This window comes from Hydrogenophaga sp. (assembly GCF_041913525.1).
Lineage (GTDB): Bacteria > Pseudomonadota > Gammaproteobacteria > Burkholderiales > Burkholderiaceae_C > Hydrogenophaga.
Map to the genome: position 1 here is coordinate 230,252 of NZ_JAYSFD010000001.1, position 14,093 is coordinate 244,344.

Sequence of the window (14,093 nt, forward strand, 5' to 3'; positions counted from 1 at the left end):
CCTGGTCTTATTCATCCAAGGCATTCCGTGGACTACGCATTCGATTTCGCCCGGGTATGGGAATACCGCTGGGTGTTTGGCCGCAGCATCCTGCTGACGGTCGAGATTTCTCTTCTGTCCATCATGCTGGGCACGGCCATTGGCGTGCTGGTGGGCGGCATTCGCGCCATCGACAAGCCCAGTGCATGGGTATGGCCCCTGTGGGCGCTGAGCACCTTTTACGTGTACCTGCAGCTCGCCATTCCAGCGCTGGTGCTGCTGGTGTGGATGTACTACTGCCTGCCCCTGCTCGGCATCGGCCTGAGTTCGTACTGGACGGCGGTGATCGCCCTGGGCATCAACCTCTCGCCCTTCGCGGCCGAGATCTTCCGCTCCAGCCTTCGCAACATGCCGCGCGGCGAGCTGCAGGCCGCGCGCGCCATGGGCTACACCGAGTGGCAGACCCTGGTGCACTTCACCCTGCCGCAGTTCCTGCGCAACTCGGTGCCGCCGCTCATGGGGCAGTACTACACCACGGTGAAGATGTCGTCGCTGGCCTCGGTGATCGGGGTGTTCGAGATCATCAACACCGCGCAAGAGGTCATCAACTCCACCTACAAGACCCTGGAGGTCTACACCGCCGTGGCCCTGTGCTACGCCCTCATCGTCATTCCCTTCGCGCTGCTGGCCAAGCGGTACGAGGACCGTGTTTTCGTGGAGCGCACATGAACCCCTGGGGCATTGACATCGCGAGCATGAGCGCCTCGCACGCCGGGGCAGGGCGCCAGCGCGTGCCGGTGTTTCAAGACCTGCGCCTGCGCGTGCCGGCGGGGCAGGTGATGGTCATCGTCGGACCCAGCGGGGCCGGCAAGACCACCTTGCTCAATTGCGTGGCCGGCCTGCACCCCATCGACGCTGGCTATGTGGCCATGGCGGTGGGCAGTGCGCGCGGTGCCATCGAGCACGGGCAGGGCAAGGCGCTGAGCGCCCTGGACCGCCGCCGCGTCGGCGTGGCCTTCCAGCAGTCCAACCTTTGGTCGCACATGAGCGTGCTGGAAAACCTCACGCACCCGCAGGTGCACCTGGGCGTGGCCAGCCGGGCGCAGGCCCGCGAATGGGCCGAGCACTTGCTGGAGCGGCTGGTGCTGCTCGACCACCGCAACAAGAACACCCAGGCACTGTCGGGTGGGCAGAAGCAGCGCGTGGCCATCGCCCGCTCGCTGTGTCTGAGGCCTGACGTGGTGCTGTTCGACGAAATCACCGCCAACCAAGACCCTGTGAACGTGCAGCGCGTGGTGGAGCTGATGCAGGCCTACGTGAGAGACCACCAGGCCTGCGCCTTGACCGTGTCGCACGACATGGCGTTCGTGCGGCGCGTGGCCGACAGCGTGGCCTTTCTGGAGGCCGGCGCCATCGCGGTGCAGGCCGACCGCGACACCTTCTTCGGTCCCCAGGCCCCCGAGCGGGTGCGCGATTTCCTGGCCTCCACCCAATGAGCGGCACCGCTTGCCGGTCTCATCTGTTTCTCTTTACCCGAAAGACCTTTCCATGAGCGACATCCTTCACCACATGATTGCCGGCGCACCCGCGCCAGTGGCCCCTTTCTCACACGCCACCGAGTGCGAAGGCTGGGTTTTTGTCACCGGGCAACTGCCCATCGACCCGGGCCACGAGCCGTCGCCCTTGCCCGAGGGCATCGTGGCCCAGACGCACAAAACCTTCGACAACCTGCTCATCGTGCTGAAAGGCCTGGGCCTGGGCCTGGACGATGTGGTCAGCGCGCGCGCCTTCCTCACGCATTTCGACGAGGACTACGCCACCTTCAACGCCACGTACGCCTCGTACTTCCCCAGCGGCCGCTTTCCGGCGCGCACCTGCATCGGCACCACCGGTCTGGCGCGGCAGGCGCGGGTGGAGATCGACTTCATCGCCCGGCGTCCCCGTGCGTGACCTGGCAGAGGAGGCGATGGCATGACGCGGGAAGTGGCCCTGGTCGGCATGGCCGAGATCGAGCGTGAGGCCCGGCAGTTGCCCGGGCCGCGCTACTTGGCCATCGTGCAGGCGTTTGAAGAGGCCATGGAGCGTGGCGTGTTGCGGGTGGGCCAGCGCCTGCCGGCCATCCGCGAGATGGCCACCCGCTTGCGGGTGGACGTGGGCACCGTCAGCCGGGCCTATGCCGAGATGAAGCGCCGTCGTCTGGTGAGCAGCGAGGTGGGGCGGGGCACCTTCGTGGGCGACCGCCAGCCCGATGCGCCGCTCTCGTTGCTGCAGGCCGCGCCCGACGCCTCGGCCTTCATTGACCTGTCGCACAACTTCCCCGCCGGGGCGCCAACCCATCCCTTGATCGGTTGGATCGAGGCAGCCCAGCGCAGCGCCTGGGCGGGCGCCGAGGCGCTGTCGCTGCAGGCCGACATCGGCCGGCCGACGCAGCGCGAGGCGCTGGCCCAGTGGCTGGCGAGTTGTGCCGTGCAGGCCACTGCCGACGAGGTGCTCATCACCGCCGGGGCGCAGCACGGCATCTTGCTGGCGCTGCAGGCCACCACGCGGCCCGACGAAGCAGTTCTGTGCGAGAGCACCACCTTCTACGGCCTCTTGTCGGCCGCGCACTTCCTGGGCCGGCGCCTCGTGCCGCTGGCCATGGACGCCGAAGGCCTGCTGCCCCAGGCGCTGGACGAGGCCTTGTGCGCACAGCAGGGCCGGGTGGTGTACTGCAACCCGACCCTGCACAACCCCACCACCCGCACCATGGGCCTGGCGCGGCGGGAGGCCATCGCGCAGGTGTGCCGGCGTCACGACGCGGTGCTGATCGAAGACGATGTGTACGGCCTGTTTGGCGGCTCCGAGGTGGTGCCGCTGTGTGCGCTGGCGCCAGAGCGCACGGTCTACCTCACCGGCTTTTCCAAGCTGCTGGCGCCTGGTCTTCGCGTGGGGGTGGTGCGAGCCCCGGCCTATCTCATGCACCGCCTGGGCGCCGGCTTGCGCGCCACCACGCTGATGGCCGCCGCCCCCATGGTGGACCTGGTGTGCCGGCTGGTGAGCGAAGGGCAGATGCCGGCCCTGGCGCAGGCGCGGCGCGCCCAGGTGCGCGAGCGGCAGGCCTGGCTGCGTGAGCTGCTGCCCAAGGCCGCGCCGGCACCGCCACCCGACGCCTTTCACTGGTGGATGCCCATTGGCGACTGGCGCAGCGAAGCGTTTGCCGCGGCCGCCAGGGACTCAGGGGTGGGGGTGGCCGCTGGTGCGCTTTTCGCCGCCGACCCGGCTCAGCAGCCGGCCTTTGCTCGTGTGTGTGTTGCCGCAGCACCTGACCGGGCCGCGTTGGCGACCGCCGTTACGCGGCTTCAGGCGCTGGTGCGCGATGGCCCCCAGCACTTTCGCCACATCTGTTGAGTCAGAGGGCCCGCTTGCGCCACACGCCGTGCACCACCTGGCCTGGCCCCTGGTGGCCAGGGCCTTCGTCGAGCGTGGTGGTGGTTTCTTCGGCGTGCAACTCGTCCAGGGCGGTGCCCCAGTCCTGGCGCAACAGGTCCAGCGTGTAAAGCAGCTCGGGTGCCTTCGGGCCGCCGCTGTCACAGGCCAGTTGCGCCGGCGTGAAAGCCTCCAAGATCAGCAGACCGCCTGGGCGCAGCGCCTGCACCGCCGCCCGGTGCGCGGCTTCGCGGACGCCGGGGGGCAGGTGCACGAACACGAACACCACCGCGTCGGCGCTGGCGGGGGCTGGCGTCCATTGGCCCAGGTCGGCCACTTGGGTGTCGATGGCCACCCCTTGCACCTGTGCAAGGCGTCGGGCCTTGTCCAGACCCACGCTGGAGAGGTCAAGGGCGGTGACGCGGTGGCCCTGGCGGGCCAGCCACACGCCGTTGCGGCCCTCGCCATCGCCGGGCACGAGCACCGTGCTGCGGGGTGCCAGGCGATGGGCCTGGCGGGCGAGGTAGGCGTTGGGCTGGGTGCCGTAACGGTACTCGGTGCCGGCGAAGTTCTGGTCCCAGAAGTTCATGTGAGGTCGGGAGGGTTTATACGGCCCCCAGTATGTCACCGCCGCCGGTGGCCCTCGCTCACACCGGGTCGTTCACCACCTCGCGGTAGGCGTGCCAGGTGGCGTGGCCCACCACCGGGCCGGCGACGAACAGGCCCAGGAAGAAGGGCAGCATCGACAGCCCGATGAGCGCCGTGATGAGCGCGCCCCACCACAGCATCACGCCGGGGTTGTTCAGGCTGGCGCGGATGCTGGTGAGGCCGGCCGAGATGGCGTCTGTCTGGCGGTCCAGGATCATGGGGATGCTCACCACGCTGGTCACGAAGATCAGCCCGGCGAACACGCCGCCCACCAGGGTGTAGGTGATGAGGAATTCAAGGTTCTCCGCGCTGAACAGTTGCGCCAGCAGGTGCTCGGTGTTGGGCATGGTGTTGAAGGTGACGGCAAACACCACCAGCGAGGCGCGGCCCCAGAGCATTTCCAGAATGAGCAGCACCCCCGCGAAGATGGCCATGGTGCCCTTGGTGGGGCGCCAGGCCGCCAGCGAGGCGCGCAGCGACGGCCGTTGCCCGCGCTGCAGGGCGCGGCTGGCGTCGTACAGGCCCAGGCACAAAAAGGGGCCCATCAGCAGGAAGCCGGCGGAGAGCGCCAGCACATAGGCCGGGGCAAATCGGAACACGGCCATCAGGGCGTGGCCCATCAGAAAGAAGCACAGGCCGTAGAACAGGCCAATGCGCGGACAGGCCCGGAAGTCGGCCCAGCCCGCGCGCAGCCAGCGCAGCGGCGCGGCCGGGGTGAGGCTGGCGATGCGCAGATCAAACACCGAACGCTCGGGAGGGGCCGTGGTGGCGTTTTCAGGTGTTTCGGGCTGTTCTGGGGTGTCGGTCGCGTTCGCGGACATGCGGGTCTCCTGCTCTGAAAACAGTATCGCGCCAGCGACGGCGCCCCTGACCACGAGGCGGATCATGGTTTTCCCCATGGCTACACTGGCGGCCCATGACACCCGAATTCCCGCCACCCTACGTGCCCCTGGCCGAACTCGACCGGGCCTTGTCAGACACAGGCTTTGCCCTGCTCGATTCCGCCAGCGTGAGCCGCTGGCTCGCGGCCACGCCGGCCGAGTGGCGGGACTTGCAGCAGGCCTGGGACGAATTGCCGCCCGACGAGTACCTCAAGGACGGCGGACGTTACCGCAAGCGCCGGCACAGTTGCTTCGTGGTGGACGGCGAGCGGGTGGACCTGGTGCCGCACCGTGCCCATTGGCAGCCGGTGGAATACAACGCCTTGCACGGCGGCATGCAGCGCTGGTTCCAGCCCATGCTGCCGCAGACCCTGGCCCTGCCGCTGTGGCAGCGCCTGCTGGTGCGCCTGGGCGAGGCGGCCAGCGCCCTGCGCGGCACCCAGCCCTGGTACACCGAGGCGCACACCTTTCGCATCGACACCGCCGGTGGCATCGGCCGCCCCACGCCCGAGGGGGCGCACCGCGACGGCGTGGACCTGGTGGCCGTGTTCCTGGTGGCGCGCCAGGGCATCAAGGGCGGTGAGAGCCGGGTGTTCGAGGCCCATGGCCCGCGCGGCCAGCGCTTCACCTTGCAAGAACCCTGGTCGTTGCTGCTGCTGGACGACCAGCGCGTGATTCACGAAACCACGCCCATCCAGCCCGCCGTGCCCGACGCCTACGGCTGGCGCGACACGCTGGTGGTGACCTGCCGCGCCGGCGGCTTTCCTGGCGACAGAACCGGCTGAGCCTGAGCCCGCCGACGCGGGTGGCAAAAAATACCCCCTGGGGCTCCCTTAATATTGGGGAGATTCGAAGACCAGGGAGATTGACATGCCAACGATTGCATGGCCGAGCGGCGCGGTGCGCCGCCTGCGGCATTGGGCCGCGCTGCTGAGCGCTGGTCTCGGTGTTTGCGCCACCACCGCCACCACCGCCTTGGCGGCCGACCCCTTTGCCGCCAACAACGGCCTGTACCCGGTGGCGAGTGCCGCGCCCGGTCAGCCCGCCCGCCTGCTGTGGAACGGGCCGCTGCGGGTGTCGAACTTCGATTACCCCGCCGACGCCCCGCCCAGCGACTGGCTGACCAAAGTCCCGCGCCAGGCCCTGACCGTGTCGTCGGCCCCCGAGTACGTGCGCCGGCTCAAGGCACACGTCGAGCCCAGCTTGCGCCGCCTGATTGAAGACCCCAACGGCTGGAGCCCGCAGGCCACCGGCTGGTACGACATGCCCTGGCAGGCCGAGGGTGACGCCGCCTCCGGGCGAGAGGCCATTCTGGGCTCCTACTCGGGCCAGGTGCTGGCCCCGGGCACCTTCCCGGGCCTGGACGTGCCCCTGCAGAACCACACGGTGATTTATTACGACCGCCTTTCCGCCACCATGCTCAAGCGCCTGTGGGCCAACCCCTACCGGCCCAATCTGGGCGTGGTGGACTTTCCCGAAGGCGCGATGGTGATCAAGGCCGGTGCCGTCACCCCCACGCCAGAGCAGTGGCCCGTGGTGGCGGGTTCGACCCAGTGGCACGTGTGGCGCCCCAGCGCGCAGGCCGCGTATGAGGCCAGCCGCCAGCCCGGCGCGCCGGTGCCACCGCCCCAACTGGTGCCGCTGCGCGTGCTGCAGTTCGACATCATCGTGAAAGACAGCGTGGCCGCGCCCCAGACCGGCTGGGTGTTCGCCACCTACGTCTACCACGCCCAGGCGCCCGGCAAAGGCACTTGGGACAAGCTCGTGCCCCTGGGCGCGCAGTGGGGCAATGACCCGAAGATCGCCGCGCTGCCACCCGGCGTGCCATTGCCTCCCCTCACCGAGACCTGGATCAACCGCGAAGGCGCGCCCGCTTATGCACTCGAGCAGCTCGGCTGGGGTGGGCGCCTGTCTGGCCCGATCGACGTGGCCAAGCGCCACGGCGTGATCTACACCGACGGTCAGCCCCGCAGCGGCACGCAGCGCGCGTCGTCGTGCATGAGCTGCCACGGCACGGCGCAGTCGCCCTTCATGGCCAACCTCTACCCCTCGCCCAACCGCGCCTTCCCGCCCGATGGCGGCACCTTCCTGCTGTACCCGCCCGGCTCAACTGACTGGAACCGCTGGTTCCAGAACCGCAGCGGCCGCACGCCGCAGACCCCGGGCGCGGTGGCGCTGGACTACGACATGCTCATCATGTTCGCCGTGGGCGCCGCCGAGGCCGCCGCGGGCGGGCTGTCCCACACCGCGCCCCGGCGCCTGCGGGTTCACTGAGGGTTCGCTGTCATGTTCTGCACCCAATGCGGCGTGAGGGCCATGGCGCCGAGCCGCTTCTGCGGCCAGTGCGGCGCCCGCCTGCCCGTGCCAGTGCCGGCGCCAGAGGCGCCTGCGCGTGAGATTTCGCGCCGACAGATGACGGTGCTGTTTTGTGACCTGGTGGGCTCCACCACCCTGGCCGAAGCCCTGGACGCCGAAGACCTTTTCGAAGCACTGCGCGCGTACCACACGCTGGTCAAGCGCATCGCCGTGCGCTTCAACGGGCACGTGGCCAAGGTGGTGGGCGACGGCGTGGACGTGTACTTCGGCTACCCCATGGCCAATGAAGACGACGCGGTGCGCGCCATTCACGCCGGCCTGGCCATTGTGGAAGGCATCGGTTCGCTGGCTGGCCCTGATGGCAAGCCCTACGGCCTGGGCGTTCGCGTGGGCCTGGCCACCGGGCGCGTCACCGTGGGCCAGACCGACACCCTGGCCATCGCCGGGGCCACGCCCAACCTGGCGGCCCGCATCCAGGCCGAGGCCCAGCCGGGCCAGGTGCTGGTGTCGCCGGTGACGCGGCGCATCGCCGGCCCGCAGTTCGATTACGACGACCTCGGGCCCGTGGCGCTCAAGGGCTTCGCCGACCCGGTGCGCCTGAGTGCGGTGGCGGGCGTCAAGGGCTTCAACAGCCGCTCGGCCTGGCGCGGGCGCGATGGCGCCTTGCCCATGATCGGGCGCGAGCGCGAGCTGGCCCGCCTGCGCCAAGCCTGGGAGGCTTGCCGCCACGGCCCGGGCGAAGCCGTGCTGGTGATGGGCGAGGCCGGGCTGGGCAAGTCGCGCCTGGCCACCGCCCTGGCTGAGAGCCTGCACGACGAGCCGCACCTGGTGATTCGCCTGCAGTGCTCGCCCTTTCACACCAACAGCGTGCTCTACCCCTTTGTGCAGCACCTGATGGCGGCGGCCGGTTTCGCGCGCCACGACTCGCCGCAGGCGCAGATCGAAAAGCTCGAGGCCCAGTTGGCCATTGCCGGCATCAGCGAGCCGCAAGACCTGGCGCTCATGGCGTCGTTGCTGGACATCCCGGTGGATGGCCGCTACCCGCCATTGGAAATGCCGCCACCCGCGCGGCTGCAACTGGCCGGCGAGCTGCTGGTGCGTTACTTTGCCGAGCTCACCAGCCAAGTGCCCATGGTCTCCACCGAGGCCCTGCTGGCGCTGTATTTTCGGGGCGTCACCCGCAGCAAGCCGCTGCTCATCGTCTTTGATGACCTGCACTGGATCGACCCCAGCTCGCTGGAGTTGCTGGACAAGCTGCTCAGCACCGCGCGCCTGCAGCACACCTTGTTCGTGCTGACCGCGCGCCCAGGCTTCGAGCACCGCTTCCCGCCCCAAGCCCGGGTGCCCACCATCGAGCTGCGGCGGCTGGATGCCGGGCAATCGCGGCAGATGGTGGCGCAGTTGTGTCACGCCATTGACCTGCCGGCTTCGTCGGTGGACCTGATCCTGAGCAAGACCGACGGCATCCCCCTCTTCATCGAAGAGATGACCCGCATGGTGCAAGACGTGCAGGGCGTGCGCAGTGGCCTGGGCCTGGGCAGCGCAGGCCTGGGCGTGCCCGACACCTTGCTCGATCTGCTCACCGAGCGCCTGGACCGCCTGGGCCCGGCCAAGGCGCTGGCCCAGGCCGCCGCCGCGTTGGGCCAGACCTTCCCCACCGATTTGCTGGCGGCGGTGGCCCAGTTGCCCGCCACCACCTTTGAAGACCAGCTCAACCGCCTGCTCGCGTCTGGCTTGCTGCTGCCTCACGGCCCGGGCCAGCTCAAGTTCAAGCACGCGCTGGTGGAGAACACCGCCTACGACACCACCCTGCTCAAGACGCGGGTGGCGCTGCACGGGCGCGTGGTCGAGTGCCTGCAGGGCGAGTTCGCGGCGCTGGCCCAGGGCGCGCCCGAGCTGCTGGCCCACCACCTGGCCCGCGCCAACCGCGCCCTGGAGGCCGCGCGCTACCTGCTGCAAGCGGGCGTGCAGTCGCTGCAGGGCGGGGCGCCGCGCGAGGCGGCCGAGCACCTCAAAGCCGGCTTGCAGGCCTTGCAGGGCGTGGCCGAAGGGCCAGCCCGCGCCGAGGTGGAACTGGGCCTGTTGTCGGTGCTGGGCCCCACCACCATGGTGCTGATGGGCCCGGGCAGCGCCCAGTTTGGCGAGGTGCAAAAGCGCGCCCATGCGCTGTGCCAGTCGCTGCCGGGCAAACCCCGCCAGTTCCCCATCACCTACGGCCTGTGCCTCTACCACTGGGGGCGCGCCGAGTTCGACCAGGCGCTGCCCCTGGCGCAGCAGCTCCTGCACACGGCCAACGCCATTGAGTGCGGCGAGCTGGACCTGGGCGTGGCCCCGCACGAGGCCGTGATGGCCGCGTGCAACATGAACGGCATGATCGCCTTTCACCGGGGCGAGTCAGTGCAGGCGCTGGCGCACCTGCAGCGCTCGGTCTCGCTGTACCAGCCCGAGCGCGACGCTGCCCTGTACCCGGTGTACCTGATGGACTTTGGCATTTTTGGCCGCTTCTACCTGGCGCTGGCCCACATGGCCTGTGGCGAGGCCGAGGCCGCGCAGCAGCACGCACTGGACGCCTACACCCTGGCGCAGCGCCTGAACCAGCCGCACTCGCTGGGCTTCTCCATGCTGGCGAACTTCAACATCGCCGTCATGCGCCAAGAGCCCGAGGTGGCGCTTCGTTTTGCCGAGCAGTGCGTGGGCTTCTCCACGCAGTTTGGTTTCCCCGAGTTCATTGGCATGGCGCGCATCGTGCGCGGCTGGGCCACGGCCCGGCGGGGCCAGCCCGAGCAAGGCCTGGCCGATCTGGAGGAGGGGGTGCGCCTGTGGCAGTCCACCGGCTTTGAGAACTGGCAGACCTGGTTCGTCTGCCTGAAGGCCGAGATCCTGGCCGAGCTGGGCCGCCGCGAGCAGGCCGTGCTGGAGATCGACGAGCAACTCGAGCGCATCCAGCGCAACCAGGAGCGGCAGTTTCTGCCGCAACTTCAGCGTTGGCGCGCCGCGCTGGCCACCGGCTGAGCCAGCGAAAAGGGGGCTGGGGCCAGCGTCCCAGCCGGGCGCATCAGGTGCGCTCGAAGATGGCGGCAATGCCCTGGCCGCCACCGATGCACATGGTCACCAGCGCGTAGCGGCCGTTGACGCGCTGCAGCTCGTGCAGGGCCTTCACGGTGATGAGCGCGCCGGTGGCGCCAATCGGGTGGCCTAGCGAAATGCCCGAGCCGTTGGGGTTCACCTTGGCCGGGTCCAGGCCCAGGTCGCGCGTGACGGCGCAGGCCTGGGCGGCGAAGGCCTCGTTGGCCTCGATCACGTCCAGGTCGTTCACCGTCAGGCCGGCCTTCTTCAGCGCCAGTTGCGTGGCCGGCACCGGGCCGATGCCCATGTACTTCGGGTCCACGCCAGCGTGGGCGTAGCCCACCAGACGGGCCAGGGGCTTGAGGCCACGGGCGCGGGCCGTGTCGGCGTCCATCAGCACCACGGCAGCGGCCGCGTCGTTGATGCCCGAGGCGTTGCCCGCCGTGACGGTGCCGTTTTCCTTCAGGAACACCGGCTTGAGCTTGGCCATGTCGTCCAGCGTGGCGTTGGCGCGGAAGTGCTCGTCGGTGGCGTAGGCCACCTCGCCCTTCTTGCTCTTGAGCATCACCGGCACGATCTGGTCTTTGAAGTAACCGGCCTCGGTGGCGCGCTGAGCGCGGTTGTGGCTTTCCACGGCCAGCTTGTCCTGGTCTTCGCGGCTGATGCCCCACTTGGCGGCGATGTTCTCGGCCGTCACCCCCATGTGAATGGTGTGGAAGGGGTCGTGCAGGGCGCCGACCATCATGTCCACCATCTGGGTGTTGCCCATGCGGGCGCCCCAGCGCATGTTCAGGCTGGCAAAGGGCGCGCGGCTCATGTTCTCGGCACCGGCGCCAATGGCGATGTTGGCGTCGCCCAGCAGAATGCTTTGCGCGGCCGACACGATGGCCTGCAGGCCCGAGCCGCACAGGCGGTTCACGTTGAAGGCCGGCGTGCCTTCGGCACAGCCGCCGTTGATGGCCGCCACACGCGAGAGGTACATGTCCTTGGGCTCGGTGTTCACCACGTGGCCGAAGACCACATGGCCCACGTCCTTGCCTTCCACCTGGGCGCGGGCCAGCGACTCGCGAACCACCAGGGCGCCCAGTTCGGTGGGCGGAATGTCTTTCAGGCTGCCCCCGAAAGTGCCAATGGCGGTGCGCACCGCGCTGACGACAACGACTTCTCGGCTCATGTTCTCGACTCCGTAGCAGGATGGTGAAAAACCGGCATCCTACCCCCGCGCCCGCCCAAGTACTGGCGCCCCGGCGACCGCCTGGCGCTCAGTGGAAGGCGTGCCGCGCCAGTACCTGCAGGCGCGTCTGGCCTGGCTGTGTGCGCGCCAGCAAGACCTCGCCCATGGACGGCACCTCGCCCGTGAGGGCGGTGATGTTCACCTGGTGCGTCACCAGCACCCAGTTGCGCGGGCGCTGCAGCCCTTGCAAGGCCTGAAGCACCTCGGCGGTCTGGGCGTCGCCGCCGTTGTCGCGGAAGAACGAGTTGATCGCCGGCCACACCGTGGCTTGGCCGAAGGCGAGTTGGGCGGTGTCCACGCAGCGGCACCAGGCGCTGCTGCGCACCTCGTCCACGCGCACCCCGGCGCGGCGAAAGGCCTCGCCCAGCCGCTTGGCCTGGGCCCGGCCTTCGGCGCTGAGCTTGCGTTGTGTCTGGCATTGGCCGAGGCGAAAGCCCGGCGGGTCGCCCAGGCCGGGTTCCGTTTGGGCGTGGCGAATGAGCACGGCCACGCCGCCCTCGCGCAGCAAGGCCCAGAAGTCGGGTGCCTGGGCGAAGGCGGGCGGGCGCAGCAGGGCGAGCGGGGCGGCGATGAGGCAGGTGCGGCGTCGCATGCGGGGCTCCTTCAGGCTTGGCGCACGTCGGCCACGGGCTCGCGGCCGAAGTCGGGCCGGTCCAGCCAGGCCAGCACCTGCCGGGCGGCGTCGTCGGGCGTGCTGAGCTGGCCGTGGGCTTTCAGGTCAACAAAGCGCTGGCGGTCAGGGAAGGCGGCCGGGTCGCCGCTGCGCAATTGCACCTGCATGTCGGTGTCGATCACGCCCGGCGCCAGCGAGACCAGGCGCGCGCCGTGGGGCAGTGGGGCCTGCTCCAGCGCCACGCAGCGGGTGAAGTGGTCCAGCCCGGCCTTGGCCGCGCAGTAGGCCGCCTGAGCGGCCATCGGGCGCCGGCCCAGGCCGGAGGACACGTTCAGCACCCGGCGCGGCCCGCGCCAGCCGCCCGCCACCCAGGTGTTGGTGGCGTGCAGAAAGGCGGCGGTGAGCTGCATGGGCGTCTCCAGCCCCACGCGCAGGGCGGTGGCGAGCTGCTCGGCGGGCACGGTGTCCAGCGGGCCGATGTGGGGAATCACGCCCGCGTTGTTGATCAGGGTGGCGCTGGCCAGCGTGGCGGGGTCTTGCGCGGCCAGCCAGTCGTGCAGGCGCTGGCGTGCGCCCTCGGTGTCGGCCAGGTCTTGCCGCCATTGAATGAGCGTGGCCCCGCGCGCCCGTGCCTCATCGGCCAGGGCGGCGTTGTCGTGGCGCGAGACGCACAGCAAAGTGCGATCGGGCGCCAGCAACTGCCGGGCCATGGCCAGGCCCATGCCGCGCGAGGCGCCAGTGAGAACGGTGAGGTGGCGCGGCATCGCGGGTGCTCAGAACGGGGCCGGGCTGTGCAGCGTGAGCACTTGGCCCGTGGCCGGGTGGGTGAAAGACAGTTCGGCCGCGTGCAACAGCAGGCGCGGCGCCAGGGCTTGCTGCTCGGGGCTGGCGTAGAGCGGGTCGCCCACGATGGGGTGGCCCAGTGCCTGCAGGTGCACGCGCAACTGGTGGGTGCGGCCAGTGAGGGGCTCCAGCTCGATGCGCGTGCCCACTGCCTGTGCATGGCCAGCGTCGAGCAGGCGCCAGTGCGTCACGCTGGGCTTGCCCATGCCCCAGTGCACGATGCTGCGCGGGCGGTTCATCCAGTCGATCATCAGCGGCAGGTTGATGGTCTGCCAGCCGTTGTCGGGCGCGGGGTTGGCCAACTTGCCGCTGACCACCGCCACGTAGCGCTTGTGCACGCGGCGTTGCTCGAAGGCGCTGCTGAGGGCGCGCTGCATGGGCAGCCCGCGCGCCAGCACCAGCAGGCCCGAGGTGGCCATGTCCAGCCGGTGCACGATGAGCGCATCGGGCCAGCGGGCCTGAGCGCGCGCGCTCAGGCAATCTTGTTTGTCGGGCCCACGCCCGGGCACGGCCAGCAGGCCCGAGGGCTTGTTGAGCACCAGCAGGTGCTCGTCTTCGTGCACCACGTCCAGACCGGTTGCCAGCGTCATGGTGCCGGCCCCAGGGCGGCGCGCAGGGTGTCGGCGTCGAGCGTGCGCGCCGCGCCAAAACCCACGATCTGCCGGCCGGCTTGCGGGTGCAGGCAGACGAAACGGAAGTCGGGCAGGGCGGTCATGGGCTCGGCCTCGGGAAAGCGGGCCAGGTAGGCCGCGCGGGCCGAGGCCAGGGCCTCGCCTTGCGCGGCGTGGGCCAGCACCTGCACGCTCACGCGGGGCAGGGCGTGCACCGGCTCGCCGGCGGTCTCACTTTGTGCCACCAGCAAGGCGGCGCGCGGCTCGCGCTGCAGTTGCGCGGTGTGCGGCGCCAGCGCGCTGATGTGAACCACCAGGCAGCGCTGTTGCGGGTCCACCGCGAAGGGCACCATCGACACGCCGGGGGCGCCGTCGGCGTCCACCGTGGCCAGCGCGGCCACGCGGTGCGCGGCCAGCAACTCGCGCAACAGGGTGGTGAGGCGGGGTTCGTGTGCCATGGCCGGGATCGTAGCCCAGCCCATGGGGGTATCGCCCGC

General features: G+C 69.9%; 14 protein-coding genes. 7 read left to right on the plus strand and 7 right to left on the minus strand.

The genetic code is table 11. From position 1 onward, the window contains the following. Positions 1–27 precede the first annotated feature (27 nt). From ACE3RQ_RS01130 to ACE3RQ_RS01145, 4 genes are read left to right on the plus strand one after another with little or no spacing between them, the layout of a single operon-like run. A complete protein-coding gene (locus ACE3RQ_RS01130) occupies positions 28–708 on the plus strand; it encodes an amino acid ABC transporter permease (protein WP_374519066.1) in 681 nt (226 codons plus the stop codon). Then, the gene (locus ACE3RQ_RS01135) at positions 705–1,475 is read left to right on the plus strand and encodes an ATP-binding cassette domain-containing protein (RefSeq protein ID WP_374519068.1); all 771 of its coding nucleotides are present in this window, start codon (positions 705–707) and stop codon (positions 1,473–1,475) included. Before ACE3RQ_RS01130 ends, ACE3RQ_RS01135 begins: the two co-directional genes overlap by 4 nt. A 52-nt stretch (positions 1,476–1,527) precedes the next feature. Continuing rightward, positions 1,528–1,929: a RidA family protein gene (locus tag ACE3RQ_RS01140; protein WP_374519070.1), complete on the plus strand. Its 402-nt coding sequence runs from the start codon at positions 1,528–1,530 to the stop codon at positions 1,927–1,929. A gap of 21 nt (positions 1,930–1,950) precedes the next feature. Then, complete coding sequence (locus tag ACE3RQ_RS01145) at positions 1,951–3,366, plus strand: PLP-dependent aminotransferase family protein (protein ID WP_374519072.1); 1,416 nt, start codon at positions 1,951–1,953, stop codon at positions 3,364–3,366. Between the two features lies 1 nt (position 3,367). Here ACE3RQ_RS01145 and ACE3RQ_RS01150 read toward each other — a convergent pair whose 3' ends face one another. Both ACE3RQ_RS01150 and ACE3RQ_RS01155 read right to left on the minus strand, forming a co-directional pair. Then, a complete protein-coding gene (locus ACE3RQ_RS01150) occupies positions 3,368–3,973 on the minus strand; it encodes a class I SAM-dependent methyltransferase (RefSeq protein ID WP_374519074.1) in 606 nt (201 codons plus the stop codon). A 58-nt stretch (positions 3,974–4,031) separates the two neighbouring features. Next, positions 4,032–4,853, minus strand: a complete 822-nt coding sequence (locus ACE3RQ_RS01155) for a DUF2189 domain-containing protein (RefSeq protein WP_374519076.1) — start codon at positions 4,851–4,853, stop codon at positions 4,032–4,034. A gap of 95 nt (positions 4,854–4,948) precedes the next feature. Between ACE3RQ_RS01155 and ACE3RQ_RS01160 the strand changes: the two genes are divergently transcribed. The 3 genes from ACE3RQ_RS01160 to ACE3RQ_RS01170 all read left to right on the plus strand — a co-directional run bounded on the left by ACE3RQ_RS01160 (position 4,949) and on the right by ACE3RQ_RS01170 (position 10,241). Beyond that, positions 4,949–5,698 (plus strand): 2OG-Fe dioxygenase family protein, encoded by a 750-nt coding sequence (locus tag ACE3RQ_RS01160; RefSeq protein ID WP_374519078.1) that lies wholly within the window; start codon positions 4,949–4,951, stop codon positions 5,696–5,698. Positions 5,699–5,783: 85 nt separating this feature from the next. Next, on the plus strand, positions 5,784–7,187 hold the full coding sequence (locus tag ACE3RQ_RS01165; RefSeq protein WP_374519080.1) for a hypothetical protein: 1,404 nt from the start codon (positions 5,784–5,786) through the stop codon (positions 7,185–7,187). 12 nt (positions 7,188–7,199) lie between these two features. After that, positions 7,200–10,241 (plus strand): AAA family ATPase, encoded by a 3,042-nt coding sequence (locus ACE3RQ_RS01170; protein ID WP_374519082.1) that lies wholly within the window; start codon positions 7,200–7,202, stop codon positions 10,239–10,241. A 43-nt stretch (positions 10,242–10,284) separates the two neighbouring features. Here the strand turns inward: ACE3RQ_RS01170 and bktB are convergent, their stop codons facing one another. From bktB to ACE3RQ_RS01195, 5 genes are all read right to left on the minus strand, one after another. After that, complete coding sequence (bktB, locus tag ACE3RQ_RS01175; RefSeq protein WP_374519084.1) at positions 10,285–11,469, minus strand: beta-ketothiolase BktB; 1,185 nt, start codon at positions 11,467–11,469, stop codon at positions 10,285–10,287. A gap of 88 nt (positions 11,470–11,557) precedes the next feature. Further along, positions 11,558–12,121: a histidine phosphatase family protein gene (locus ACE3RQ_RS01180; RefSeq protein WP_374519086.1), complete on the minus strand. Its 564-nt coding sequence runs from the start codon at positions 12,119–12,121 to the stop codon at positions 11,558–11,560. Positions 12,122–12,132: 11 nt separating this feature from the next. Further along, positions 12,133–12,906 carry an SDR family NAD(P)-dependent oxidoreductase gene (locus tag ACE3RQ_RS01185; protein WP_374519088.1) on the minus strand — a complete coding sequence of 258 codons (774 nt, stop codon included), beginning with the start codon at positions 12,904–12,906 and terminating at the stop codon, positions 12,133–12,135. 9 nt (positions 12,907–12,915) lie between these two features. Beyond that, entirely contained in the window at positions 12,916–13,575 is a 660-nt protein-coding gene (locus ACE3RQ_RS01190; protein ID WP_374519090.1) for an RluA family pseudouridine synthase, read from the minus strand. Next, complete coding sequence (locus tag ACE3RQ_RS01195) at positions 13,572–14,054, minus strand: pyridoxamine 5'-phosphate oxidase family protein (protein ID WP_374519092.1); 483 nt, start codon at positions 14,052–14,054, stop codon at positions 13,572–13,574. Before ACE3RQ_RS01195 ends, ACE3RQ_RS01190 begins: the two co-directional genes overlap by 4 nt. Positions 14,055–14,093 lie beyond the last annotated feature (39 nt).

Bases quoted from the DNA above. Each gene is read 5' to 3' on its own strand.
- ACE3RQ_RS01135 (WP_374519068.1), top strand. From the start codon at position 705: ATGAACCCCTGGGGCATTGACATCGCGAGCATGAGCGCCTCGCACGCC.
- ACE3RQ_RS01160 (WP_374519078.1), top strand. From the start codon at position 4,949: ATGACACCCGAATTCCCGCCACCCTACGTGCCCCTGGCCGAACTCGAC.
- ACE3RQ_RS01140 (WP_374519070.1), top strand. From the start codon at position 1,528: ATGAGCGACATCCTTCACCACATGATTGCCGGCGCACCCGCGCCAGTG.
- bktB (WP_374519084.1), bottom strand. From the start codon at position 11,469: ATGAGCCGAGAAGTCGTTGTCGTCAGCGCGGTGCGCACCGCCATTGGC.
- ACE3RQ_RS01150 (WP_374519074.1), bottom strand. From the start codon at position 3,973: ATGAACTTCTGGGACCAGAACTTCGCCGGCACCGAGTACCGTTACGGC.
- ACE3RQ_RS01195 (WP_374519092.1), bottom strand. From the start codon at position 14,054: ATGGCACACGAACCCCGCCTCACCACCCTGTTGCGCGAGTTGCTGGCC.
- ACE3RQ_RS01155 (WP_374519076.1), bottom strand. From the start codon at position 4,853: ATGTCCGCGAACGCGACCGACACCCCAGAACAGCCCGAAACACCTGAA.
- ACE3RQ_RS01145 (WP_374519072.1), top strand. From the start codon at position 1,951: ATGACGCGGGAAGTGGCCCTGGTCGGCATGGCCGAGATCGAGCGTGAG.
- ACE3RQ_RS01190 (WP_374519090.1), bottom strand. From the start codon at position 13,575: ATGACGCTGGCAACCGGTCTGGACGTGGTGCACGAAGACGAGCACCTG.
- ACE3RQ_RS01170 (WP_374519082.1), top strand. From the start codon at position 7,200: ATGTTCTGCACCCAATGCGGCGTGAGGGCCATGGCGCCGAGCCGCTTC.
- ACE3RQ_RS01165 (WP_374519080.1), top strand. From the start codon at position 5,784: ATGCCAACGATTGCATGGCCGAGCGGCGCGGTGCGCCGCCTGCGGCAT.
- ACE3RQ_RS01180 (WP_374519086.1), bottom strand. From the start codon at position 12,121: ATGCGACGCCGCACCTGCCTCATCGCCGCCCCGCTCGCCCTGCTGCGC.
- ACE3RQ_RS01185 (WP_374519088.1), bottom strand. From the start codon at position 12,906: ATGCCGCGCCACCTCACCGTTCTCACTGGCGCCTCGCGCGGCATGGGC.